The sequence below is a fragment of the Dyadobacter sp. CY312 genome (assembly GCF_021390535.1).
GTDB lineage: Bacteria > Bacteroidota > Bacteroidia > Cytophagales > Spirosomataceae > Dyadobacter.
In genome coordinates this window covers 88,293-114,236 of record NZ_JAJUXG010000013.1, presented here as the reverse complement: position 1 = coordinate 114,236, position 25,944 = coordinate 88,293, and the positions used below count along the sequence as shown (strand labels likewise).

The following is a 25,944-nucleotide window of genomic DNA, read 5'->3' as shown; positions in this document are numbered from 1 at the left end:
ATCCGAATATAGAATGGCTTTCCTAACCAGACTATTTTATGCAAAAGTATCAGATATCTGGTATAGCTTTGTATACCAGTTTACACAAAAATACCCACCCAGATGTTGCCGTATAAATCGCTGATTCAAATTGACCGGAATGCGCATGCAACCCTGTACATCCAGGTTTGTAACCAGTTTATAGCATTAATCACAAACGGTACGCTACGCCCATCGGATGTACTGCCAGGCTCCCGTATTCTTGCGGAGTTAATCGGTGTCAACCGGCATACGGTTAAAATGGCTTACGAAGAATTAACCAGTCAGGGTTGGGCTGAATCAGTTCCGCGAAAAGGGGTTTTCGTACTATCCAAATTGCCTGCAATTAATAAACCGTCAATACCCCAGTCAGGTAAAAAAGGCAATACGAAAGAGACTTTTGTGTGGACAAATCGGTTTGAAAATGCAACACCGGCAGAAAGTCTCCAACACACCGGTCTGGCTATTGATGAAGGATTCCCTGACGTCCGTCTGGCACCGGTAGATCAGCTTATGCGTGAGTATCGCAGCCTTTCGCGAAAATTTTATGGGAAAAGCTTTTTGAGATATGGCAGTTCCCAGGGCTCACAAAATCTTCGGATAGCCATTAGTAAATACCTTTCCAATACCAGAGGTGTCATTGTTTCTCCTGACAACATCATCATTACGAAGGGTAGCCAAATGGGTATATATCTGTCAGCTCAGTTATTGCTTTCGTCGGGTGACAGTATAGCTGTCGGTACGTCCAATTTTCTCACTGCCGATGATACTTTCAAATATGCTGGCGCGAGTCTGGTGAGAATTCCGGTGGATGAAAATGGAATGGATATTGATTATCTGGAAGGTGTCTTACTGAAAAAGAAAATAAAAGCGGTTTATATCATCCCGCATCATCACTGCCCAACCACTGTTACCATGAGTGTAGAGCGGCGGCTAAAACTTTTAAATCTTGCCAAACAATACCGCTTTGCCATCATAGAAGATGATTACGATTTTGATTTTCATTATGACAACAAACCTCACTTACCATTAGCAAGTATCGATCACAATCAAAATGTAATTTACCTTGGGTCCATCACCAAAACTTTTGCCCCCGCTATGCGAATTGGCTTCATGATTGGCCCGTCCCCTTTTATTCAGGCGGCGTGTGGCCTAAGGCAGCTCGTGGACAGGCAAGGAGACACGTTGCTGGAAGAGGCATTTGCCGCTATGTTTGATAACGGGGAAATGGACAGGCATTTTCGTAAATCTTTAAAAATTTACAAACAAAGAAGGAACCTCTTTTGTGAAATACTCCGAACCGATTTTCGGGATAAAATTGAATTCCAGGTTCCGGAAGGAGGTCTGGCTGTGTGGGCAAACTTAGATGAAAAAATTGTTTTGACGGAAATGGCTAAGAACGCCTCTAAAAACGGTCTCTACATCAGCAATGGAAGTTTCGCTAAAAACGAATTCTTTTCCACCAACGCAATAAGAATGGGCTTCGCTTCACTTAGGGAAAATGAAATGGTGGAAGCATTGCGAGTTTTGAAAAAGGTGCTTGATTAGTTGAATAGATAAAGCAATGTGGTTACCTGATATATTTTTCATCAGTATGTACTGCTCAATTATCTCAAAGTGGTTCATTTACAGTGCAAAATGGCCAATATAGTGGGATTTTAGTAAGCCTTATTTCAGGCATGAATATTGTAACAGTTATTCTGTATTAAGTAGAAATAACTTTAATGTATATGTCAATCTAAACTTTACCACACATGCAGCACGTTATTAGGAATCCGAAAAAGCCGGAGTTGCTTTGGCTATTAAGCAGTATTTTGAGCCTTACGATGCTATCCTTTTTTGCACAGGCACAGCCATCCACTTTGACACTCAGTCCGGTACTTACCAGCGGACTTTCATCGCCGATGCAGGTTCTTCATGCGGGTGATGGTTCGGGTCGGGTTTTTGTGACGGAACGGGCAGGAGTTATTAAAGTATTTAACCCCAATGCGGCTACACCCTCGCTCACTACATTTCTCAATCTGAACTCACCGGTGGCAAAAGTCGGAACACTGGGCGAAGGCGGATTGCTTAGTATTGCTTTCCACCCCGACTATGCAAGCGCTTCGAGTACAAATCGGGGCGTTTTTTTTGCTTTTTATACCAACACCCGCGCATCATCAGGTGATCTGGTTGTTGAAAGATATAAGGTGGCCGATCCCTTGAACAATGTGGCAACGGTGACGGAAGCCGCGGTTGTTTTGCTGATTCCACATAGGGACGCAAACAATCACAATGGAGGTGAGATGCATTTTGGGGACGACGGATTACTCTACATATCGACTGGTGACGGTGGAGGCGGGGGAGATCCAAACAATAACGCGCAGCGAACCATACAGGAAGGAGCTGATCTGTCGTATTTGTTGGGTAAAATGTTAAGAATCAACGTGAATAGCTATTCTCTCGCAAGTCCTTATACAATTCCGTCAGGTAACCCCTTCAATAATGAAGTATTTGATTATGGTTTAAGAAACCCTTTCAGATGGAGTTTTGACCGGGGTACGGGCGATATGTGGATTGGGGATGTGGGACAAAGCAACTGGGAAGAAATAGATTTTCGGCCGGCGACTGCTGCACCCGGTGTGAATTATGGCTGGAATTGCTTTGAAGGAAATGCGGTATATCCAACAACGGGAACCAGTACAAATCCGAAATGTGGAACGTTCTCAAACTTTGCTCCGGCTTACCAATACAAGGGAGCATCGGTAGTGGGTGGTGTGGTGTACAGAGGCAGCCGATATTTGGACTTGGTTGGCTATTATGTAGGTACCGATTATTTTTCAGGGGAATTTCAACTCATCAAACGCAATGCAGAGAACACCGCCTGGACCACAACGATCCGACCTGCTGCCACAATCGGAAGCCCGGCGCAAAACATAACCAGTGTGTCGGATATAGGTGAAGCACAGAATGGTGAACTGTATGCAGTGAGGCTAAATCCGGGCTCATTGTTCAGAATTGAAGCTAGCGGGGCACTGCCAGTTACGCTTACGGAATTTCGTGGTAGCAGGACTATTGAAGGAAATAAACTATTTTGGGAAACCACAAGAGAAGAAAATTTCAGCGCATTTGAGGTTGAATATGGCACGGATTTGAACACTTTTTCTAAAGTGGGCTCGGTTACTTCCCAAAGCAGTATACAAGGAGGTAAATACCAGTTTTCGCACATAGCCGGAAATTCGGAGAATGCCTACTATCGTTTGAAAATGGTTGATCTGGATCAAAGTTTCAGGTATTCCAGAGTGATTTCGATACAGGATGCAGAGAATGAAGCGAGCAATTTCGTCAGACCATCGTTTATTAATTCCGGAATCCTCAATGTGCTGTTAGAAAAGGATTTTCAAACTATTGAAGTCATAACAACGAGCGGCAATGTTTTGCATAAACAGGATATTAGCGGCAAAAAGGGAAATCTGGAAATTCAGATTAATGACGTGCCGTCGGGTATTTATTTAATCAGACTGCAAAACCGGGAACAGGTGTTGCAGCAAAAGGTATTGGTGATGCACTAGGCTAGATTTGAGAAGCAGAAACGCTTCTGCTTCTCACACTTTGTTTTCATGTAAAGGCTCGTTTACCAGGTGCCAAATATTTGTCAGTCCTCCGTTTTTACCCATCAAAGGATCTTTGTCGGGCAGGCTTACATGCTCAATGTTTGAATCTACCTTGGGTCTGGCGCTTTTTACTTCTCTAATCAGGTCAGGTTTAATCCCATTGGGATAAGCACCCAAGACCACAAAATCAGCACTGTATGACAAACATTTGTGCCCCACACCAGCCGGGATCACGAGCACATCACCGGATTCAACCTGTTTTTTGATTCCCTGTTCACCTCCCAAATGCAGCAAGGCCTGGCCGCTGAGCAAAGCCAATACCTCGTGCGTATTGCTATGGTAGTGATGAAAAGGATAAATTCCCCACCGCCAGCTATTTGTCCAGTTGTTGGAAGCAAAATGTTTTTTAATCCAGTCGCCCGCTTCATTACCTCTTAATGTAAATGCCTGTTTGTAAAGCAGCAGCGGAAGTGTATTGTTGGGGATAATTCCATCATCCTTGAAATGGAATTCCAATGGTTTCATGATATCCATAAGGCAACATGTTTAGTTGATAATGTTACAATCCGTATCCTGACGAATGCCAGACTATAAATTTCAAAACCTTGGTAACCCATTAATTATGCGTGGAGAGGTTACCATCGATGAAGCAACTTCGCAACAGAATCATGCCAGTTGGAGCGGAGCGAGGCGTTGGTGAAGAGAATGAGCCAGCTTTTATGGTTAATTTTTATTGCTGTCATAAAACAAGATAAGCACACCAAAGTACGCCTATCTTGTATGACTAATCCCTAATTTATTGATCCTTTATTAAAAGGCAAATAAGTTCATCTGCAGATAACTAGTTCAGTTTCCAGTCTGGTCTTTCGAAGTGACAGGTATATCCTCCTGGATTTTTCTGTAAATAATCCTGATGTTCAATTTCTGCATTCCAAAAGTCACCAGCCGGAACTACTTCCGTAACAATCTGTCCCGGCCAGGTACCTGATGCTTCCATTTCTGCGATCAGCTTATTGGCCTCTTCTTGTTGGTTTGCATCTAAATAAAAAATGGCAGACCGGTAAGAAGTTCCGATATCATTTCCCTGCCGGTTTCTTGTAGTCGGATCGTGAATCTGGAAGAAATATTCAAGCAGTCCACGATACGTCAGCTGAGCCGGGTCAAATGTGATCTCAATTCCTTCTGCATGCGTGCCATGGTTGCGGTAGGTAGCATTGGGTACATCACCTCCTGTGTATCCCACAACCGTTGAAATTACTCCTGGACGGTGTCGGAACAGCTCCTCCACTCCCCAAAAACAACCACCTGCCAAAATGGCTTTTTCAGTGCTCATATTATGTGTTTTTATGTTCTAATGTAAGGGTACAAATTCTATGCCCTCAAAATAAAATATATTTATTGAATTTGATGACTGAAGTAAGCTTGCAAGAGTAGTCTTCTTGTCATAATCTTTGTCAAAACTGGTCTTCCCCACCAATCAATTTCTCCTCATCAAACGAATTTGGCAACCCAAGGTCTGGCAGGTTTTTCTTCGTTTTTAACCCCAGATCTTTCAGTTTGGTGGCCTGCAAAACGAGATTGTCGTTACCCACAGACAATTGTTTAAATGCCTCGCCATATTTGAACTGCGCCTTTTCCATGTGTGTGCCAACATCTTTCAGGTTGGAAACAAATGCATAAAACTTGTCATACAGTTTTGCTCCACGCTCAGCAATTTCGAGTGTATTCTGGTTTTGGTATTCTCTTTTCCAAAGGTCAACAATCAGCTTTAAGGACGTGATCAGATTGGTTGGGCTGAGTAATAATATTTTTTTATCGTACGCAAAATTCCAAAGATCCGGGTCGCCTTGTAATGCCGCAATATAGGCGGGCTCGCTGGGTACAAACAGCATGACAAAGTCGAGGGACTTGTCGTAATCATCGTATCCTTTTGCACTAAGTGAAATGATGTGGGATTTGATAGCTGCAATGTGTGCATTCAGTTCAGTTTTTTGTTCATCCACATCCACGGCAGCAATGAGCCTTGTAAATGCATTGAGCGAAACTTTTGAGTCAATGATCACATTGCGGTTATCGGGATATTTGATAACGGCATCGGGTCTCATTTTCTTTCCTGCCAAATCCGATCTGAGCGCAATTCCGTCCGCATCACGAAGCTCGTGTTCCATGAAATACTCCCGACCTTTCACCAGTCCGGACCGTTCCAGAATACTTTCCAGAATCATTTCTCCCCAGCGCCCCTGCGTTTTAGCTTCGCCTTTCAGAGCCTTCGTGAGGTTCCGTGCTTCATCACTGATGATGCGGTTGAGTTCTGCGAGTTTTGAAACTTCATTTCCCAGGGAAAACCTTTCCTGCGCCTCTTTGATGTATACTTCTTCAACCTTGTTCTTAAACTCGGCAATGTTTCTGCCCAATGGTTCCAGAATCAGATTGAGATTGGTTTTATTGAGTTCGGTAAATGTGGCAGTCTTCGTTTCCAGAATTTCATTGGCAATGTTTCTGAATTCCAGATTAAACTTTTTACCCAGATTTTCGATTTCAATTTTCTGAGTTTCCATTTTTTCGTTCAGCGCATTGTTCTCAGCATATGCCGTCGCCAGGCGTTGATTCGCTGAATTAAGATCTTGCAACAGCAATTCCAATTCCTTTTTTGAACCTGCAAAATCGGCTGTTTTTTCTGCCAGAGTTTGTTTTGCAGCATGTAGATTGGCCGTTACTCTCGACAAATCATCCTGAACCAATTGTTGATTATGACGCAGACTCGTGATCTCGTTTTTTAATACAACATGCTCACCGTCCTTGTCCCTGATTGCATTTTCGAGTACCTGAATTTGTACAAAACTTCGTGTTTTCAGCTCACGGTAATCAAGCTCTATTTCATTCAACCGCCGCTGCGCCTCATCTTTTTCATTCTGACGTGTTGAGTTGGTACCGGCTTTTGACATGAAGTAGCCAATCATGGCTCCCACAACGGCACCCAGCACCAGATATATTAGTAATTCCATATTATCGATTTTCATTGTCAAGTATAAATACTAACCACAAGTGATCCTTTTAGTTTCAATTGAAGAAAGAGATTACCATCCTGATTTTACGCCACAGTTGTATTCTGGTCACAAATTTGAAGAGATAAATTGTATCTCGTTGACTAACTGGTTCCAACAAGAAGATTTAAGCCGACAAGCGCAAATATTATTTCTCATGAAATTTGTCTTGTTTCCATTTTGCAGGGTTGTTGACAATATAGTCGGAAATCCGTTGGTATGACTGATCATTTCGTATTATGATTTCATAATAATTCCGTTGCCACAATTTACCCATGGTTTTATTTTTGATTTTAAATATTTTTAAACATTCATTGGAAACGAGCGATTTATACGCGCCAACAATGTCCCCAACCGTTACCGTCCGTCCGGACGTAGGGACAGGGCTAGCCCCTGTCCCCATCTCAATGTAATTATCGCACCCTGTCCCCACCGTGTCATTTTGGGCAACCGCGAGGGTTGCCCCGACGGGAACAATCACAATAATGCCATGCATATGATTCGGCATGATTTGAAATACATCCAATTCAATATTTGAAAATCGCCCAGACAATGCGACCCATTCATTATATGCGATAACACCCATTTCATTTAATATCATCTCCTGATTTTCAATGTAACCAAAACGGTTTTTCATGTTCTCGCAACAGATGGTAATGAAATAGGCGCCTTCCCGGGAATAGTCATAACCCTTAAGTCTGATTGATCTGCGGTGGTGGATGCGTGGATCGAAAGCCATGATACAGCATAGTTTATGATGAAGAATTGTTCCGTAATGTAGCAATAGATTTATAAAATTCGAGGTGCCGATATTTGTGGAGTTCATTAGGAAATAATTGTCTTTCTGATGAAAAATGATCCTGATGGATTTGAAGTTTAAAATAGCAAAGCAAAAAAATGACCTGAAACACAAATCATAAATTTGTATCCCAGGCCATTTTCTCCGTCAGTATTTACAACGGGTTCTTTAAAAGTAAAAATCAATCAGGAATGTTGTAAGCCCTTTTAACCTGTTCGTAATTTTTATAATCGATACCTGCCTGGCGGGCTCCTGCAACTCCGCCTGGAATGATCACATAACGAAAGCGATAGTCAGTTGCCATAGATGCAGTTCCCCAGAGGTTAGCGGAATTTTGAAAATTTACATTTACAGTTCCTGTCTGCGCCACTGCCTGCCACGATTCGGTTTGAATCACACCCGCGCGGGTTACTGTCCCTGATATTGGAAGCATGGCAACCGCAGATGGGGATAGCCCGTAGATAGTCCCATAGGCTCCTAATTTTGCATAAACCAAAACAACCCCCTGGTTGAGAATATTTTCGGTTACTACTGATGCCGCTTTTTTGGTTGTATTTATCAGTCGTCCCTCGAGGGTTGTCCCGGTCCATACGCTCCCTCCGTTAAAATCCGGCCCGTACCAGTCTGAATAAATCACATTTGCGGTTCCCGTAGTACCAGCAGCTCCTGCCGGTCCCGTAGAGCCAGCAGGACCAGTTGCTCCTGTGTCGCCCTTATCACCTTTCGGGCCTGGTTCTCCGTCTGTGGATTTCTCGCAAGAGGCCATCATGAAAACCATCAATACTGCTGACATCAAAATAGTTAATCGTTTCATTTTCTTAGATCGTTTAAGGGTAAAAAAGTGTGACTGTTGTACTTTTTCGACTTATTGTCTAAGACAAATTTCAAGATTATGCGAAGTGGTCACAATAACATATATGGGTTATGACTGTATGTATTGAGCTGGTTTTAGTTGTGTTAATTATTTGAATATCAAATAATTAAATTACAATTTACCGTTAAATAATTCAAGTGGCAGACAAGGGTTGTCCAGCATAGGTTTATTACCTGGAACAGATATAAAAAGACACAAAAAAGCCTGAGACAAAAATCATGTCCCAGGCTCATTTCTCATATCTCGCGATCCTATTTACAAGGCGCTTTCGCTAATACAATTCCGTCAAATTTAAGCTGTTGCGGATCTTTGAAAACCGTTTTCCCGTTTTTCTCTTCCAATGCTCCGTAGCCTTCAACCAGAAGAGAATCCTTTTTTATAAATGCTACTTCCCGTACGGATTCTTTACCCTCGGACATAAAAGTGTACATGCCACGAAGCGTATCTCCGTACATTTTACCGAGAATAGATCCGTTGTTCTGGTCTTTTTCATAAAGTTTATAACCAAGACTTCCGGTAACACTGTCACCCGACATGTGCGCATTTAACAAAACCGTATCCTTTTTTACAATAGAAGAATAGCAAATATTAAACGTCGAATCCTCATCCGAACGTTTGGTATCAAGAGCCGTATTCTGGGTTGGATTGGAATTACAGGCAGCCATAAATATTGCAACAGCCATGGCTGCAAAGGTTTTTAGTTGTGACATAGTATTGTAGAGGTAAGTGATGATCTGCCTTAAGCACAAAGATTATGCCATTAATCCAAAACACAAAAGACTTCCTTTCGGGAAACCTTTTGTGTCTGATATAAAGTGAGCTTGATCAGGCAGGAACCTTGCTTTTAAGCTCGCGGTCCCAGAATCTGTGCTGTGCAACGGCCTTGATGAACTCTGATTCACGGTTGGAGCCTTCACCATCACGGAAAATTAGAACCACACCTTCTGCCGCCTGAACATCCATTTCGAGTGGAGTTACAGGGAAATTTTTACCAAGATAGGAAGCCTTCAAAACATCAATTCCGTCGGCCTCTGCACCAATTACCTTGCAGTGACGATATGCCTCATTAATAAAATGAATGGCATCAGCGTCGTCCGCCAGAGTGGCAGCACTTTGCGCACCACCCGGAACAAACACCGCATCGAACAATACCGAAGCGGTAGTAAGGAAACTCATATCCACTTTTGTTTCATTCCCTTTGATACCTTTAATTTTGCCCAGTTTCGGTGCAATAATCATGGGTACTGCTCCCTCAGCAGTCAGTGCATTTTTCATGTCGTTTAACGACTTTTCATCGACACCATTTGCTGCAAGTATCGCTATTTTACGCGTTTTAATCGAGTCTTTCTTTGTGTTTAGCATACTCAATGCAGTCGATGCATCAGGTTTCTGCTCTTTGGTAAATGGCTGAAATTCCTCAGGGTTGCCATCCGCCGGAACAGAGTGGTTTAGCTGTGCAGGAGGCTCAGGTACTTCTATTCCAAGGTTGTCGGCCACTTTTGCAGCCAGGTCCTTGTCAACCAAAGTGAGTATTCCTACCATCCGTTTTCTAATCTCAGGTATTTCAACCTTGCCCAGTTCGAAAGAGAATGCGTCAACGATGTGATTTTTTTCGGGTTCCGACTGGCTGTTGAAAAACAGAGTCGCCTGGCTGAAGTGATCGAAAAAGCTGTTGCTTCTTGCTCTCACTTTTTTAGCATCAATGCGCTCTGCATAGGATGTGAAACCGCCTTCCGCTGCCTTTGCCTGCATAGGATGGTTATCTCCTAAGCTATTTGGTTCGTAACTGACCCTGCCTTTGTTGACTTGCTGACGCATGTGGCCATCGCGCTGATTATTGTGCACGGTCGGTAGCGAACGGTTGATCGGTATCTCATGGAAATTGGGACTGCCGAGACGTGAAAGTTGCGTATCGGTATAGGAAAACAATCTTCCTTGTAACAATGGGTCATTGGTAAAATCAATACCAGGAACCAGATGTCCCGGATGGAATGCTACCTGTTCTGTTTCTGCAAAAAAGTTATCGGGATTGCGGTCCAAAGTAAGTTTCCCTACAAGTTGAATAGGAACCAGTTCTTCCGGAATTATTTTGGTAGGATCCAGCAAGTCGAAATCGAATTTGTGCTCGTCTTCTTCTTTTACAATCTGAATTCCCAGTTCCCATTCCGGGAACGCGCCTGTATCAATTGCTTCCCACAAATCGCGGCGGTGGAAATCAGGATCTTTCCCAGAGATTTTTGTTGCTTCGTCCCAGGCTACCGAATGCACGCCCAATAGCGGTTTCCAGTGGAATTTTACAAAACTTCCTTCACCTTGTTCATTGACAAACCGGAAAGTGTGCACGCCAAATCCTTCCATCATGCGCAAGCTGCGTGGAATGGCACGGTCGCTCATTGCCCACATAATCATGTGCGTACTTTCAGGCATTAGCGATATAAAATCCCAAAAGGTATCATGTGCAGATGCCGCCTGGGGAATCTCATTGTGAGGTTCTGGTTTTACTGCATGTATCAGATCGGGGAATTTGATTGCATCCTGGATAAAAAATACGGGCATGTTATTTCCTACCAGGTCGTAATTACCTTCCTGTGTATAAAATTTCACCGAAAACCCACGTACGTCACGTGCCAGATCACTGGATCCTCTCGAACCTGCCACTGTTGAAAACCGTACGAAAACTGGTGTTTTCAACGCAGGATCGTTAAGGAACTTCGCTTTTGTATACTTTCCCAACGATTCGTACACCTGGAAATAGCCATGTGCTGCCGAACCTCTTGCATGGACTATCCTTTCAGGAATACGTTCGTGGTCAAAATGAGTTATCTTTTCTCGAAGAATAAAGTCTTCCAGCAGTGTAGCGCCCCTTTCACCAGCTTTCAGTGAGTTTTGGTTGTCGTTAACTTTTAGTCCCTGATTCGTTGTCAGAAATTCTCCCGATCCATATTCTTTAAACCTTTCCAAATCTTCGAGTTTCTGATTTGAGTTCTTCGATTTTTCATTTTGAGCCATAGTAATTCTAGTATTTAATGTTGAAGGTGAAGTTGATAGTGCGGACCCGCACAACAATAGATACTAACAAGAACTATACCAATATGAATGACTATCGAAATTATTCTATTACCATTTCTTATGTGAACGTTTGAGGAAAACTTTTTGAGAAACAATTCGTGAACCACAAGACGTCACTGGCATAGTATTGTTAGCCAGGGAGATATTGGTTGGAGTTTATGTACTTCAATGCTGATTAATTGTAAAAATCAACATTATGGAAAATCAAAAATTCAAAGAAGGAGACTGGGTTAAAGAGAAAAACGGAACGCAGGGAATGACTGTAATTGGTTATGCACACGATTCGGATGAGGTACGTTGCAAGTTCAGGGATAACGAAGAGCACGATGTGGAGGAGAGTTTTAAGGAGGACGATCTCATTGCGCTGTAAGTTTTGCTCTAAGTCAATTGTCAAAAGTTGTCAAAGTTAAACGCACTGATTAAAATGGTAAATAAAGGTTTTTCATCCAAATCTGTCGGAACCGTTTCCGGAGTATTCTTTACCAAAAAGGATGCGGACAATGCCTATCACAATCTGATACAGATGGGGCATACGGAAGATGACATCTCTGTACTTATGTCCGATGAAACGCTGAGTAAGAATCAGGTTTATACCGATGAACCAGTAGATGAATCGGCGTTAAGTAAGGCAGCGAACGCTTTTACAGGGTTCATCATCTCCATTACTTCCATGATATCTCTGCCCGGAGTAGGTATCGCAATCTCGAATACTTTGCAAAGAAAAATGCCTGCCGAAGCTGTTTCTGCTGTCACGGGAAAACAAGATGTGATGCGGGGATCAGGAATTCCTGAGCAACATTTTGATTCTTACGACAGCGGTATGCGGGAAGGGGGAATTATAATCAGTGTGGATCCCCGCAATGGCAAAGAAAAAAAGTCTATCATCCAGAATTTTCGCTTGAACAACGGAACAGATATTCTTGGAGATGACGGATATACCGAATTCGGCTAAAATTGTAGAATGCTATATAACAACAAAAGGCTCGCAGAACGAACCTTTTGTTGTTATTGACCTGTACTGATTTCAGGAAGCTAGCGCCACCTGAAATGATCGGACATTTTCATAGCTATGTATAAGTTCTTTATTTAGTTGAAAATCAATGTCTTTCAGTTTTTGTAAATGATCTGAAAAAATATCGATTTCATCCTTTGACAAAGTAATACCTGATATAATCGAGTTGTAGATCCGGATTGTTTTTTGTTCCTGCTCACGTAAAATTCTTGCAATGGAAAGTCTGTCAATACTTCCAAAAAATTTTGCAGGGATAGTTTTAGTGTTTAATTTAAGATTAATATCGCCATCCTGCAAAGAACATTTCACCCCGTCATAAATCCACTGAATCTCTTTTTTGAATAGCAGCGAACTAATGTATCCGTGGCTACACACTCGGCGGAGAGAGCCAACGTTGTCCAGGGTCATTGCTTGTTTGTACAGGTCCTCCCTGTGCTGATGTATGTTCCAGATCCGAACAATATCATTAATGAAAGTGGGTAGGTTATTCATTGTTGAGTTTCTTTAAAATTGCATTAAAGTATTTCTACTAATATGCAATTGCTTCTATAAAAACTGTACCCTGCAAACGATTGTAATTGCATTTTATGAGGCTAATTTGACGTATACAATCAAATTCTTTCAAAAAGTAACGTTTGCACTAAACCGTGATTATCGAGTTTTCTTATCGATTATAGTTTAGCGAAAAAAGGAGCTTCCTATTGCGGACGTAAATACCCAGATTCGTGGTGAGGCAGGGGCAACGGCTGACTACACATTATAGGGTCTGGAATATATACCGGTGGGTATGGTTATTTAAAACTCTAAAACAGAACTAACTAACCACAGAATGAAAATCTTACGAAATAGCATAGGAACGTTATGTTTGGCAGCTGCACTGATGTGCACATCTTGCGGGAAGGAATCAAATAGTACCAACGACAGTGGCTCAGATTCTCAAACGACGCCAAACGATAGCTCGGGAGCAGCGAGCCGGGCGGCCATGGGCACGGGAGAGGGCAATCAGAAAGAGGTTGGCGGTTATCCGTCAAATCATGCAAATCTGAACAGCGATTCAACGCGGAAGAGGCATGACGTGGACACCACATCCAGAAAAGTGCAGAAAGATAAGCCGAACAAACACCAATAAATGAGTACTGTCCAAAAAGCACCGGGAGCCTTTATGAAAAGGAACCTGGTGCTTTTTTGTGCGTGGGCTTTGACATATTATTGTATTGAAAGTGAGGTTTGTATGGTTATTTTATGTTGATTTTTTACATTCCATTTTTGAAAGCATTGTGAAAAATAATTGAGTTGTCGACTGTGGCTTGCCGGCTGTTACGCTACTAACAATCGAGAACCAAGTTTATTCAAACATAAATCATTCAATACGATGCGTACATTATTTTTCACAGTCTGCCTTGCCGGTTTGGCGGTGGCCGCGGTTGCACAAAGAAAGAAACCGGAGCCAACATACAAGATTGACGGCGTACAAAAAATCAATGCGGAAGTTTATCAGCTGGTGCATAATCCTACCAACGGAAATGTTTACGTCGTTGGGCCGAAAGCTGGTTTTAACAAAAATTCCGAAAATTTTGTGTACGTATTAAATGGCACAAATCTGGCGGTAATCGATTCGATCAGTCTGGGCAAGAAACTGCCATTCGGTATAACTGTCAACAATAAAACCCAGACTTTGTACATCGGCCATGCTACACAGAACTCTGTAAGTGCGGTGGATCTGAAAACGAAAACCCAGAAGATTATTGAAGGCGTTAAGGAAAAGGGGAGAATCAGAGAGCTTGTGGTTGATGAAAATAGGAATCTGGTGTACGTTTCTGACCATGGTCATCCGTCTATCTGGATTATTGACGGCGCTACCAATACTTTGAAGAATTCCATCGAATATCCTGACGCTTCTTTGCTTGGACTAAATGTGGATTCGGAACGTAAGCGCATATATACCACCGACAGCAATACCATGGAGGGTAATATTCTTGTGTTTGACTCGGAGAAAAATGAGCTGATCAGCAAGTTTAAAACCTGGTCGTACTGCCCGTTGAATATCGCAATTGACTACAAAAACAATCGGCTATTTGTGAGCCAATCCAACGACAACAACGTTACTGTGGTTGACGGCAATACGGGTGAGATCATCAATAAAATATACCTTGGTTACGATACTTCTCCGATTGGATTGGTGTATGACGAGAAACTGAATGTGGTTTACACTGCGAACCGCAACAAAAAGGAAATCGCGGTAATTGATGCAAAGGATTACAAGGTGACCGAAAGAATTCCAACGGGCGGACTTCCAAATACCATCAGCATCGACAAAGCCACGGGAGCAATTTATGTAACCAACAAAACGGGGCGCAATCCAGAAGAAAAACTTGAAAACACGAATGCTGTGGTAAAAATTAGCAAGATTTGAAGGAGTAAAATCTGACGATGTGAATTGAAGTAAGCGGGGTGGTACAGTGCTTGTGCCAGCCCCGCTTGTTTTATTTGGTACTTCCTGAAAGTTTTTCGTCAGCTTTACTCTGTATCAAAAATGCCTTGTAATCCTTAATATTGAGCATATCGGATATTGCCTTTTTTTTGTCGGATGCCTGCTCGAAATAGGCTTTGCAGATTTGATAACCAACCCAATAGCCCAGATCGGAAGGGCGATCAGCAGTTTCCTGATTGCTATTTGCAATCCAGTTAGAGTAACGATCCAGATACATTTCCTTCTTAAATTCTGCCCATACCTTCTTTTCGTTGCCGACAGCCCAAACCTGAAGTCGCTCGTTGGCTGTTTTACCACTGATCAACTCTCCAAGAAAATCGGCCATTCCTTCCTGGATCGCATGACAAAGCAGGGTTGTATCACCCGCCATATTGTTTTGTTGTACATGTACCAGTTCATGGGCCACCACATGTTTCAGGCCAACAAATGGAATCAGGTTTTTTTGCTGCCACAAATTCAATTCCGAAATTGGTGTGTTGGCATTGGCCGACTGCATGTCAGCACCGAGTATTGAACCATAATTGGTAACGGTTCCCCCCGAGCTCCACGCGCCAATTACGAAGGTTGTATTTGGGAATTTACTGGGTTTATACCATCGTTTCAAATTACGGTATATTACCCGAATGGTGTCTTCCAATGCAGCAACCTGCTCTGTATTGGCTCTGATACTTTCATAGAACCGAGGCATTTTTTTGATGTTGTGTACAAATCCTTTCAGACCACCAATGTTGGGGGTTTTAATTCTGTAATACTCCTGAAGACTCGGGCTGCCTTTCTCAAAATACTCGGTTAAGAAAATCTTCTGTGCATTGGAGGAGTCTTTTTGATATAGATCGTAGGCTTTCCAAAATAAATTAATGTCACTTGTTACAAACATTGCCTGATCAGGATCTTGTTGCGCACCTTGTAGTTCGGACATATACTTCCGAAGTTCAGTAAACCTTTTCAATTTCCGAACCTGTGCCAAGGCAGGTTCCGTGTCCAGCCAGTTGCTGTTACTAAGTCCAAATTGTCTTACGGCGTTTTCAAAGCAAACAAGAGCACTATCTGGCATCTGCGCCATTGCATAGCTATAACCTGCATTTACAGATGCTTGCTTTTTGTAAGCTATCATTTTCCTCAGTTTAACCTCGGCCTGATAGTGCCGGGCGGCTGACTTGTATTGTTTTGCGTGCTCCAGACTGTCTCCGAGCTTTTGATGCCTATTGGCCTCCTGGTTAAAATCCTGTGAAAAAATCTCTGTGCTAAAACAAAGAAGAATGGCTATACACAATTGAATGGCTTTCGGTAGGCTAAGTCTTGTCATTTTGTATGTATTGAAGTGAAATTTATACAAGCTCGTTAGAAAAGGAGTCCATTACAACAATTGGAAGTAAGTTACAACCATGGGCCAGAATCGCAAACATTGATACTGTATTTTATCAGACTCTGAAGCTAAAAATGGCTCTAGACGGATCATAGTGGGTAAAGGGATTTTAAGTCAAGTTTTTTTGAAGACTGGCCTTGCGCAGATTAGGAAATTGGATTGTCCAGGGCCGTTAAAAACAAAAAACTGTTTGACGACGTCAGGAGGAGTTTTTTTTGTTTAGGCTCTGGATGATTCAATTTCCGTTAAAATCTGCGTACAGCCTTGACTTTTTTTGTTACTTTTTTGTGTCAAGACAAAAAAGTAAAATACTCGTTCGAGCCGAAAAATTACTTGATTGACCAATTTCAGGTTCCCCACTTACAAATCATATAGAACCCTAAAAACAAACACGCTTGAAGGAAAGCTTGTTTTTTGATAAATTATAATTCAAAATTCACAAAACTTAGGATAAATGAGCAGAGTGTTTTATTGTAAAAAACGAAAGGGTTGACCTCATCGGCCAACCCTTTCATATCTTAATTTATAAATGGTTATTTCTTAACCCCTTCAATCCACTTCCGGGCGTTCACAAATGCCTCCATCCATGGAGATACTTCGTCTTTTCTTCCTTCCGGGTAATGTGCCCAATGCCACTGGAACAACGAACGCTCAATGTGCGGCATCATCACCAGATGGCGGCCTGTTTCGTCGCAAAGCATCGCCGTATTGTAGGCAGAGCCATTTGGGCTCGCAGGATAAGTTTCGTAACCGTATTTGGCAACGATCTTGTAACGATCTTCGGCGTACGGCAATTGGAAACGGCCTTCTCCATGTGATACCCACACCCCCATCGTACTCCCCGCGAGGGTAGACAACATCACCGAGTTATTTTCCTGAACAGTTAACGAAGTGAAGATACTTTCGTGTTTATGACTTTCATTGTGAAGCATTTTAGGCTTCTCCTCATGATCCGGATTAATTAGTCCAAGTTCCACAAACAACTGACAGCCATTACATACACCAACAGACAATGTATCTTCTCTCTTAAAAAAGTTTTCAAGCGCAGTTTTTGCTTTCTCATTGTAAAGAAATGCACCTGCCCATCCTTTGGCAGAACCCAGTACATCCGAATTTGAAAATCCTCCCACAGCTCCAATGAACTGGATGTCTTCCAGCGTTTCACGGCCTGAGATCAAGTCAGTCATGTGGACGTCTTTCACATCAAAACCAGCGAGGTACATGGCGTTGGCCAGTTCTCTTTCCGAGTTACTGCCTTTTTCACGAAGTACCGCCGCTTTTGGTCTTGGTTTGCCAGCTTCAATTACAGGTTTGCTTCCGTCAAAATGTGTCGGAAAGGAGTAATTGAGTACGTGGTTTTTATAGTTGTCAAAGCGTTCTTTCGCCTTCACAGGACCGCTTTGTTTTTTATCAAGCAAATAGGAAGTTTTGAACCAGACATCACGCAGATGATCCACATCAAAACTGAATGTTTCAGAGCCATTTTTTACTTCCAGTCCGGCCGTCGTTGTCACGTTTCCAATTTTATGGAAATCGATTCCAGCCGCTGTTAACGTCTCTTCTGCTTCCGCATCAGCCTGGAAAACGATTGCAATATTTTCAGCGAAAAGTTTTTCAATAATATCCTGACTACCCAATGCTGAAAGATCAACGGATGCGCCAAGGTCGCGGTCAGCGAAACACATTTCCAGTAATGTGGTAATGAGTCCACCGCTGCCGATATCGTGTCCAGCCTGAATTTTTCCACCTTTTATCAATTCCTGAATGGTGTTGAAGGCTATTGCAAAACGATCCGCATTTACAACATCCGGCGTTTCAGTTCCTATCTTGTTCAGAACTTGTGCAAAAGAAGACCCGCCCAGTTTGTATTGATCGCCGGAAAGATTGATGTAATAAATGGCACCGCCACTTTTACGAAGTACAGGTTCAACCACAGCCGTAATATCATTGCAATGTCCAGCTGCGGAAATGATAACGGTTCCCGGAGCAATCACTTCGGTATCCTTATATTTCTGCTTCATCGAAAGCGAATCTTTTCCGGTTGGGATATTAATTCCCAGGCTGATCGCAAACTCGGAGCAGGCTTTCACGGCTTTGTATAAACGGGCATCTTCACCTTCGTTTTTACAAGCCCACATCCAGTTGGCCGAAAGCGAAACGCTTTTCAGTCCGTCCTGCAATGGAGCCCAAACCAGGTTGGAAAGTGATTCTGCAATAGCGTTACGGCTACCTGCCGCAGGATCGATCAGTGCAGAAAGAGGAGCGTGACCAATCGAAGTCGCGATACCATCTTTTCCCTGGAAATCCAGCGCCATCACACCCACATTATTCAATGGCAATTGCAAAGGACCAGCGCATTGCTGTTTTGCAACACGGCCACCCACGCAACGGTCTACTTTGTTGGTAAGCCAGTCTTTACTTGCCACAGCTTCAAGTTGCAACACTTGTTCCAGGTATTCATTCAGCTTGTCTGCCGAATAACTTACCGGTGCATATTGACGATCGATCGTTTTATCGTGCATGTATACTTTTGGCGAGCTGCCAAACATATCATCCATTTCCAGATCCATCGGTTTGGCTCCGGTTTTGGCCGATTCGAAAGTGAAGCGGTGATCGCCAGTCACATCACCCACGGTATACATAGGTGCGCGCTCACGATCCGCTATATTTTTTAGTGTCTCAATGTTCTCTTTGTCAATCACCAATCCCATTCTTTCCTGAGACTCGTTGCCGATAATCTCCTTGGCTGAAAGGGTAGGGTCACCCACCGGTAATTTATCAAGATCAATTTTTCCACCCGTTTCTTCAACAAGTTCCGACAAACAGTTCAAATGTCCGCCTGCGCCGTGATCGTGAATGGAAACAATGGTGTTGTTATCACTTTCCACCATGCCGCGCACTGCGTTTGCAACACGCTTCTGCATTTCCGGGTTAGACCGTTGGATCGCATTCAGCTCAATACCAGAACCGAAAGCACCTGTATCTGCCGACGAAACCGCAGCACCACCCATCCCGATGCGGTAGTTTTCACCACCCAGAACAACGATTTTATCTCCAACTTCCGGTTTTTCTTTTTTTGCCTGATCAGCCTTTCCGTAACCGATACCTCCTGCCTGCATGATTACCTTATCGTAACCCAGCTTGCGGTTGTTTTCTTCGTGTTCGAATGTAAGGACCGATCCAACAATCAAAGGTTGGCCAAATTTGTTACCAAAATCGGTGGCACCATTTGATGCTTTGATCAGGATATCCATAGGAGTCTGATACAACCATTTGCGTTCTTCAACGCCTTTTTCCCAGGGACGGTTTTCTTCAAGCCTGGAAAGAGCAGTCATGTAAACTGCCGTTCCAGCCAGTGGCAAAGATCCTTGTCCGCCAGCCAAACGGTCTCTGATTTCCCCTCCCGATCCTGTTGCAGCACCATTGAAAGGCTCAACCGTGGTAGGGAAGTTATGTGTTTCTGCTTTCAGCGATATTACAGACTGAAAGTCTTTTATTTCGTAATATTCCGGAACGTCAGGACGCTTGGGAGCAAACTGCTGAACAGTTGGTCCTTTTACAAATGCAACATTGTCTTTATACGCCGAAACGATTCCATTCGGATTTGTTTCGGAAGTTCTACGGATCAGCTTGAACAAGGATACAGGCTGTTCTTCGCCATCGATCACAAACGTTCCGTTGAAAATCTTGTGACGGCAGTGTTCAGAATTGACCTGTGAGAAGCCGAAAACTTCGGAATCAGTCAATTTTCTGTTCAGTTTTTCAGCCAGTTTGTTCAGATAATCAACCTCTTCGTCACTCAATGAAAGACCTTCCTGCTTGTTATACAAGCCTATGTCTTCTATTTCAAGAATGGATTCGGGCAGAATGCTGATCGTGTACAAATCCTGACCCAGCTTGTTATACTTTTGGGAAAGCATAGGATCGAAGTCTGAAAAATCGGCATCCACACGTTTGAATTCCTCGATCCGGATGATGCCCTGAATATCCATATTCTGGGTTATTTCAACGGCATTGGTGCTCCATGGAGTAATCATGGCAGCGCGCGGACCAACGAAAAAATCAGTGAGAACAGTTTCCTGGCTAAGTTCAGCACCTGCAAACAGCCATGTTAATTTTGAAGTATCTGACGATGTGAGCGTTCGCTCCAATTGCACTGCATAAACAGTATTCTGATCGTCGGCGAAGAAATAAATCATAGTATCGTTTTATGGTGCAAAGGTAATTCTTTTAATTTTTTATCCCTATGAAATTGGAGAAGGATAAAGCGGTTTACGGGCGGAAAAATTAACCGAACCTGACTGGGATTGTAATAGTTATTTGGTTTTGGTAGTATTTGTTGGTTTTTTAGGGTATTGTTAAGGAATGGTTTGCTAAGTTACTCCCTTATCAACCGCGTCGTTTTGCTTAGACAGTCTCAATTTGCGTGGTATAAACAGACGAAAGCGCGCAACGGGAATATATGGAAAACTAAAAAAATACTTATCAACTGCAAGTCTGATACAGGAGTGTGGCGAGTTTGTATGGTCATTCATGGTACAATGCATAACCTAGCATCGTTTTGGATCATGGGGGTATAGGCCTGATAAACGTACAGCTTGTAAAGGTGGCAACATGTGGAATTAATGACTGCGCATTTTGTATTGTTACGGGTGTATCAATGAAAAATACGCAATGTGCATTCTGTATTGTTATAGTATATAATTTTTAGTCAAAAGTTGTATACTGTGCTGATTATCAATGAATTGTTGTAATTGATTTATCAATCCTTATTTATCAAGTGCAAAATCCGATCCATATAGAAAATCTGGTAACTTGCGTATATTAGTAAGTTACCAGTAATGCTATGACAGACTACGAACTTAAAAATATCGACCCAGAAGACATCGAAGACTTACTCGTAAAAGTTGAGACCTCGTTTGACATCAAGTTTGTTGGTGACGAGTTAGTTCATATCACAACCTTTGGACAACTCTGCGACCATATTTCAAACAAAATACAGCTTGACAATTCAGATGACTGCACAAGTCAACAAGCGTTTTATAAACTTCGTGACGCAATTTCATCGACACTTCAAATTGACAATAAGACAATATCGACAGACTTTCCTCTTGCCGACCTTTTGCCAAGACAAAGCAGACGTTCAAGGACAAAGAAATTAGAAAAGCATTTAGGTTTTAATCTAAATATTTTGCGACCACCACATTGGGTGACGGGGACGCTTGCAATTTTAATTCTTGCATCTCTCGGTAGACTTTACTTTAATTGGCAAATCGGACTTTTAGGACTTGTGTTTTCTATCGGTGGACTTTGGTTCGCAAATAAGGTCGGAAACGAACTTGACTTGCAAAAAGTTGGACAAGTTGCTGAAAAAATGACGAGAGAGAATTACTTAAAATCAAGACGAAATCCAAAGACATTTAATGAAAAGGAAATTGAAAAAGTCTTGACCGACTGGTTCAGTAACGACCTTGACTTAGACAAAAGTAAATTAACAAGAGACGCTAAATTTGTATGACGACAGAAGAAAGCACTACTGGTAACAGGCGTTTGGCTCAATGGCGGGTGACGTGGTTAATTGAACATTCTACCTCGCATCAACTTTTGTGGTTAAATGAAAGTTTTGTGTTCCGAAATCCGCCACTGCGCCAAGCGCCAAAACGTTAGCAGCAATAATACAAAGACATCGATATGAAGGTAATTGACGACTTTATAAAACAGTACAACAAAGAGTTTGACTACTATCAAAAACTCTCTCAAATTGTTGCGAGCAAAATTGAAGACCAACTTTTTAAAAGAGGTATCAAAGCTATTGTTACTCATCGAGCAAAGCGACCAGACAGACTAAAAGATAAGCTGACCAAAAGAAATGAAGAGAAGCAATACAAGACTGTTGACGACATATTCAAAGACATTGTTGACTTAGCGGGAATTCGAGTTTCATTGTATTTCCCTTCTGAACGAGAAATTATTGATGAAATAGTTAATGAGCTTTTTATTATTGACAAGAAGAAGGAATTCCCAAGTGCAGCCCATACACCGAAATACACAAAACGTTTTTCAGGATATTGGGCGACTCATTATCGAGTTAAACTTATGGAAGAAAATCTGACTAAAAGATATCTTGACACTTTAGCAGAAATACAGGTAGCATCCGTTCTTATGCATGCTTGGTCTGAAGTAGAACACGACCTTGTTTACAAACCATTTTCAGGGGACTTATCAAAAGAAGAGCTTGCAATACTTGATGAAATTAACGGGCTTGTTTTAAGTGGAGAAATAGCACTTGAAAGATTACAATCGGCAATGGCTGAAAGAACTAAGAAACGTAACGATATTACAGACAAGTATGAATTGACCAACTTTCTTTTAAATTCAATCGACAAAAACTATTTAAATAAAATTAAGCTCGGTGATACCTATTTATTGAATAATTATTTAAATACCATCAAAAAATTAGACACAAGGGATTTCAACAAATACATTAACTTAATCAATATTGAATCAAAAGAGTCAGTGACTGACCAATTATTGAATATGTTATTAGTGGAGTTCTATGACGAAGGCAATCCAAATCTTAAAAACTACTTTAAGAATTTGCATGTTTCAGAAAAGAAAGCATCTGGCTTTGAATCATTTGTAAAATGTTGGGTTGTTTTAGAAAAAGCGGCAAGAGAATTCTTGACAGAGGAAGAAGTAAGGTCAAGGAAATATATGATTCCTGACTTTAGAATATTAAAAGAGAAAAAGATTTTAACCGTTGCAGAGACATCACAGCTTAGTCAAATGAGACAAGTTAGAAATTACTTATTACACGGTATTGAGACACCTTCAGAAAGCTATTTAAACGACAGCTTTCAAATTCTAAAATCATTGACTGAAAAGGTTGTTGACAAAGTGCCTTCAAAAGCGACAAAGGACAAATTGAAAAAGGAACTGACAGACATATGAGAAGAATTACTGCTGCTAACACGGGTAACCGTTGCACAACCACCTTCTTTCCCTTACACGCCCAACGATCGGGAGATAGAAATGCGTTTTGAACCTCAGAAATGAGTATGGCTTTTTCGGACGTCTTACTGCAAACTACACCTCCAAATACAACCTACTTAACCAAAAAACATCCCTACGCCCAATTTTAACCCATGGAAAAAATCGAACAAATCAACTACATCAAAGCGTCTGCCGCAGTGGTGTATCAGGCATTGACCACCCAGGCAGGATTGGCAAAAGTTTGGACGCAAGATTTAGTTGTGAAACCCGAAATTGGTTTTGTCAATGAGTTTGGTTTTGGGGATGAACCTGTTACCAAAATGAAAATAGTAGAACTGGTGCAGGATCAGAAAGTTGTTTGGGAGTGCATTGCTTCGGATCCGGAGTGGATCGGAACAGGTATTTCTTTTGACATTATACGACGCGAGAAAGCTACCGCGGTAATTCTCAAACATTACGACTGGCGTGAACTCACAGAGTTTTACCAGTATTGCAGCTACAATTGGGCAATGTTCCTTTTCAGTTTGAAACTGCACTGCGAAGAGGACAAAGGAACGCCGTTTCAGGAGCGGCAGTTTTAAAATTGCAGTGTTGGCGTTGTGCCAACAAAAAACGGTGAACTACCGCGTTGCCAACGCGGTAGTTCACCGGAGCATTCACTTAAGCTTTATTATTCCGCTTTCTTTTAGAAGCTTATCTTTTGCATCCCAAAATTCAGTTCTGGTAAATTTTAGGGTGCTTATATCCATGCCGTCCGTAAGCGGAAGATCCGTGACGGAACTTCTGTACAAGTCGTATCGAAAAGGTTGCTCAGCCCATGCTAGCGTGTATTGAAACGCGTCAATGATTTTATTTTCATTGTTCGTTTTAATAATTAAAATATCGTGGAACGTCTTTATACTATCTTTTACATCATCACCTGAAAAAATCATTCCCAGCCCTTTGAAAGTTGATATGAACTGGTAATAGTTGTATTCTCCACTTAAAGGTTCAAAAATCTCTCTTATTGATATTGAGTCTTTTCTATATTCGTCAAAATTATTAAGCTTTGACATGTCAAAATTCGCGTGAATGGCCTTTTTGGTAAGCCTGTAAATTTGTACTTCATTTAATTCGGTTGGCAGGTCAGTTTGCTGTGATGAGTAAACAGTTTGTAACTTTTTTGTTTGACAAGAACAAATTCCTGATGAAATGATATTCAACAATGAAAATAATAGTAAAGAGAGTCTCATTTTAGATCGTTAAGTCGGGGAAATGATACGGGCTTATACGGAGGTGGTAACTTTTACAAGAGATAAAGAGGCAACGTTACACAAAACCTCGAACCTCGTCCCGCCAGTGAGTGGGCCGTTATATCGCCTCCGTGGTTGCGGGCAATTTTCCGGCAAAATGCCAGTCCCATTCCTTTGCCCTGTGCATCCTGATGTGTGGGCAGCCTGGTAAAGAGGTCGAAAATCTTTTCCAGCTGAGATTCTTCAATACCAACACCATTGTCTTCAATGTGAATCTCGGTAAATTTTTTATCAGGAAAATATGCCTTTGAGAATATCCTGATGAGTGGTTTCTGATCCTTCTTTGAAAATCTTAACGTATTGTTGATCAGATGGTAAAAAAGTTGTTCGATCTGAAGTCGCGATGCCAATGTGCTCGGAAGAGACTCTATTTCAATTTTCGCTTCCAATGTATCGACGGCAGCTGATAACTGGAGGCAAACATCTGTCGCTATTTCGTTCAGATCCACAACTTCGTAAACATCGTTATTAGATCTCAGCTGAGAAAAATCGGAAAGATCCTGGATCATCATCGAAAACTTTTGAGCGCTCGAATTCACTTTCAGTGCAAGTTCTTTCACTTTGTCAATATTGTTATTCTCCGTTGCCTCCACCAGTGAGCTGCTGAAAATCCGGATTTTACGGAGTGGTTCCTGCAAATTGTGGTTGGATATATGGCGATACTGACGATTTTCATCAAGGGAGTCAGTAAGCTTGCGGTTCAGCGACTGGACCGCAGCGGTGCTCCTGTCCATCAGATCGAGCGCTTGCAGATGAAATGCGATGAGCTCGGCAAACATCGTAAACATGCCAATGGTTTTGGTATTGTTCAGTTGTGCCGGATTTGGATCTATGGCACACAATGTCCCGAAGAAATCACCATTTTTTAAAATAATGGGCATCGAAATATAGCTTTGGAAGCCATACATCAATGGTGTATGATGGTTGTTATATTCACTTTCTGCAACATGATCAATCACAACAGCTTTTCTCATGTCGCGTATTTCGTCGCAGATGGTGGTTTTTACTTTCAGCTCACCTCCGGGCACAAGTCCGAATTGAATTTCATCCTGTACACTGCAAACAATCCACCGGTCGGTCGTTACCCTTGCAATAGCTGCGAAGCCCATGCCTGTAGATTTGCAGATGACGTCCAGCATTGTGGATACAACGGGGATTTGTTTTATTCGCTCAACATCTTGTGCCAAACTTGCATCTGAGTACATCATATTTCCGGGGCGTGGGTGCAAATTAATCAAAGGTAATGCTTGTGTTCGAATTTGTTCGTAGCAAATTCGAACAGCGCTTATTTTGTAGTATCTTCTTTATATAGCACGATCGAATGTTGAGACGAGACGGAAACTGATATCGGTAATAGATTTCTGTCTGCTAAACATTTTAAATTTTATATATG

Annotated in this window: 21 protein-coding genes; 9 read left to right on the top strand and 12 right to left on the bottom strand. The window is 42.0% G+C overall.

The window, feature by feature from the left end; translation table 11 throughout:
- Nucleotides 1-102: 102 nt before the first annotated feature.
- Nucleotides 103-1,566, top strand: coding sequence for a PLP-dependent aminotransferase family protein (locus tag LZG71_RS18865; protein ID WP_233822965.1), 1,464 nt, complete (start codon nucleotides 103-105; stop codon nucleotides 1,564-1,566).
- A 206-nt stretch (nucleotides 1,567-1,772) separates the two neighbouring features.
- On the top strand, nucleotides 1,773-3,569 hold the full coding sequence (locus LZG71_RS18860) for a PQQ-dependent sugar dehydrogenase (RefSeq protein ID WP_233822963.1): 1,797 nt from the start codon (nucleotides 1,773-1,775) through the stop codon (nucleotides 3,567-3,569).
- A 33-nt stretch (nucleotides 3,570-3,602) separates the two neighbouring features.
- Here LZG71_RS18860 and LZG71_RS18855 read toward each other — a convergent pair whose 3' ends face one another.
- From LZG71_RS18855 to katE, 7 genes are all read right to left on the bottom strand, one after another.
- Nucleotides 3,603-4,145: a cupin domain-containing protein gene (locus tag LZG71_RS18855; RefSeq protein ID WP_233822961.1), complete on the bottom strand. Its 543-nt coding sequence runs from the start codon at nucleotides 4,143-4,145 to the stop codon at nucleotides 3,603-3,605.
- A gap of 307 nt (nucleotides 4,146-4,452) precedes the next feature.
- Nucleotides 4,453-4,944, bottom strand: coding sequence for a peptide-methionine (S)-S-oxide reductase MsrA (gene msrA, locus LZG71_RS18850; RefSeq protein WP_233822958.1), 492 nt, complete (start codon nucleotides 4,942-4,944; stop codon nucleotides 4,453-4,455).
- Nucleotides 4,945-5,065: 121 nt separating this feature from the next.
- Nucleotides 5,066-6,616 carry a DNA recombination protein RmuC gene (gene rmuC / locus LZG71_RS18845; RefSeq protein ID WP_233822956.1) on the bottom strand — a complete coding sequence of 517 codons (1,551 nt, stop codon included), beginning with the start codon at nucleotides 6,614-6,616 and terminating at the stop codon, nucleotides 5,066-5,068.
- A gap of 187 nt (nucleotides 6,617-6,803) precedes the next feature.
- Nucleotides 6,804-7,394: a transposase gene (locus LZG71_RS18840; RefSeq protein ID WP_233822954.1), complete on the bottom strand. Its 591-nt coding sequence runs from the start codon at nucleotides 7,392-7,394 to the stop codon at nucleotides 6,804-6,806.
- Nucleotides 7,395-7,635: 241 nt separating this feature from the next.
- Nucleotides 7,636-8,268 (bottom strand): hypothetical protein, encoded by a 633-nt coding sequence (locus tag LZG71_RS30565; RefSeq protein WP_304488664.1) that lies wholly within the window; start codon nucleotides 8,266-8,268, stop codon nucleotides 7,636-7,638.
- 311 nt (nucleotides 8,269-8,579) lie between these two features.
- Complete coding sequence (locus LZG71_RS18830) at nucleotides 8,580-9,038, bottom strand: hypothetical protein (protein ID WP_233822952.1); 459 nt, start codon at nucleotides 9,036-9,038, stop codon at nucleotides 8,580-8,582.
- A gap of 115 nt (nucleotides 9,039-9,153) precedes the next feature.
- A complete protein-coding gene (katE, locus tag LZG71_RS18825) occupies nucleotides 9,154-11,337 on the bottom strand; it encodes a catalase HPII (RefSeq protein ID WP_233822950.1) in 2,184 nt (727 codons plus the stop codon).
- A 256-nt stretch (nucleotides 11,338-11,593) separates the two neighbouring features.
- On the opposite strand from katE, the gene LZG71_RS18820 reads away from it, so the two are divergent.
- Both LZG71_RS18820 and LZG71_RS18815 read left to right on the top strand, forming a co-directional pair.
- On the top strand, nucleotides 11,594-11,767 hold the full coding sequence (locus LZG71_RS18820) for a hypothetical protein (RefSeq protein WP_233822949.1): 174 nt from the start codon (nucleotides 11,594-11,596) through the stop codon (nucleotides 11,765-11,767).
- 54 nt (nucleotides 11,768-11,821) lie between these two features.
- Nucleotides 11,822-12,349, top strand: coding sequence for a hypothetical protein (locus LZG71_RS18815; RefSeq protein WP_233822947.1), 528 nt, complete (start codon nucleotides 11,822-11,824; stop codon nucleotides 12,347-12,349).
- A 72-nt stretch (nucleotides 12,350-12,421) separates the two neighbouring features.
- Here LZG71_RS18815 and LZG71_RS18810 read toward each other — a convergent pair whose 3' ends face one another.
- On the bottom strand, nucleotides 12,422-12,901 hold the full coding sequence (locus LZG71_RS18810; protein ID WP_233822945.1) for a hypothetical protein: 480 nt from the start codon (nucleotides 12,899-12,901) through the stop codon (nucleotides 12,422-12,424).
- 337 nt (nucleotides 12,902-13,238) lie between these two features.
- Between LZG71_RS18810 and LZG71_RS18805 the strand changes: the two genes are divergently transcribed.
- Both LZG71_RS18805 and LZG71_RS18800 read left to right on the top strand, forming a co-directional pair.
- Entirely contained in the window at nucleotides 13,239-13,538 is a 300-nt protein-coding gene (locus tag LZG71_RS18805; protein WP_233822943.1) for a hypothetical protein, read from the top strand.
- 243 nt (nucleotides 13,539-13,781) lie between these two features.
- Nucleotides 13,782-14,822 carry a YncE family protein gene (locus tag LZG71_RS18800; protein ID WP_233822941.1) on the top strand — a complete coding sequence of 347 codons (1,041 nt, stop codon included), beginning with the start codon at nucleotides 13,782-13,784 and terminating at the stop codon, nucleotides 14,820-14,822.
- A gap of 70 nt (nucleotides 14,823-14,892) precedes the next feature.
- Here the strand turns inward: LZG71_RS18800 and LZG71_RS18795 are convergent, their stop codons facing one another.
- Both LZG71_RS18795 and purL read right to left on the bottom strand, forming a co-directional pair.
- Complete coding sequence (locus tag LZG71_RS18795) at nucleotides 14,893-16,206, bottom strand: DUF2268 domain-containing putative Zn-dependent protease (protein ID WP_233822940.1); 1,314 nt, start codon at nucleotides 16,204-16,206, stop codon at nucleotides 14,893-14,895.
- 593 nt (nucleotides 16,207-16,799) lie between these two features.
- Nucleotides 16,800-20,465 (bottom strand): phosphoribosylformylglycinamidine synthase, encoded by a 3,666-nt coding sequence (gene purL / locus LZG71_RS18790; protein ID WP_233822938.1) that lies wholly within the window; start codon nucleotides 20,463-20,465, stop codon nucleotides 16,800-16,802.
- A gap of 647 nt (nucleotides 20,466-21,112) precedes the next feature.
- On the opposite strand from purL, the gene LZG71_RS18785 reads away from it, so the two are divergent.
- The 3 genes from LZG71_RS18785 (at nucleotide 21,113) to LZG71_RS18775 (ending at nucleotide 23,840) form a co-directional block, all read left to right on the top strand.
- On the top strand, nucleotides 21,113-21,784 hold the full coding sequence (locus LZG71_RS18785; protein ID WP_233822936.1) for a hypothetical protein: 672 nt from the start codon (nucleotides 21,113-21,115) through the stop codon (nucleotides 21,782-21,784).
- Nucleotides 21,785-21,957: 173 nt separating this feature from the next.
- A complete protein-coding gene (locus LZG71_RS18780) occupies nucleotides 21,958-23,217 on the top strand; it encodes a GTP pyrophosphokinase family protein (RefSeq protein WP_233822934.1) in 1,260 nt (419 codons plus the stop codon).
- A 194-nt stretch (nucleotides 23,218-23,411) separates the two neighbouring features.
- Nucleotides 23,412-23,840, top strand: a complete 429-nt coding sequence (locus LZG71_RS18775; RefSeq protein WP_233822932.1) for an SRPBCC domain-containing protein — start codon at nucleotides 23,412-23,414, stop codon at nucleotides 23,838-23,840.
- A gap of 75 nt (nucleotides 23,841-23,915) precedes the next feature.
- On the opposite strand, the gene LZG71_RS18770 is transcribed toward LZG71_RS18775, so the two are convergent.
- Both LZG71_RS18770 and LZG71_RS18765 read right to left on the bottom strand, forming a co-directional pair.
- Complete coding sequence (locus tag LZG71_RS18770; RefSeq protein ID WP_233822930.1) at nucleotides 23,916-24,491, bottom strand: hypothetical protein; 576 nt, start codon at nucleotides 24,489-24,491, stop codon at nucleotides 23,916-23,918.
- Nucleotides 24,492-24,544: 53 nt separating this feature from the next.
- Nucleotides 24,545-25,759: an ATP-binding protein gene (locus tag LZG71_RS18765; protein WP_233822928.1), complete on the bottom strand. Its 1,215-nt coding sequence runs from the start codon at nucleotides 25,757-25,759 to the stop codon at nucleotides 24,545-24,547.
- Between the last annotated feature and the right edge of the window lie 185 nt (nucleotides 25,760-25,944).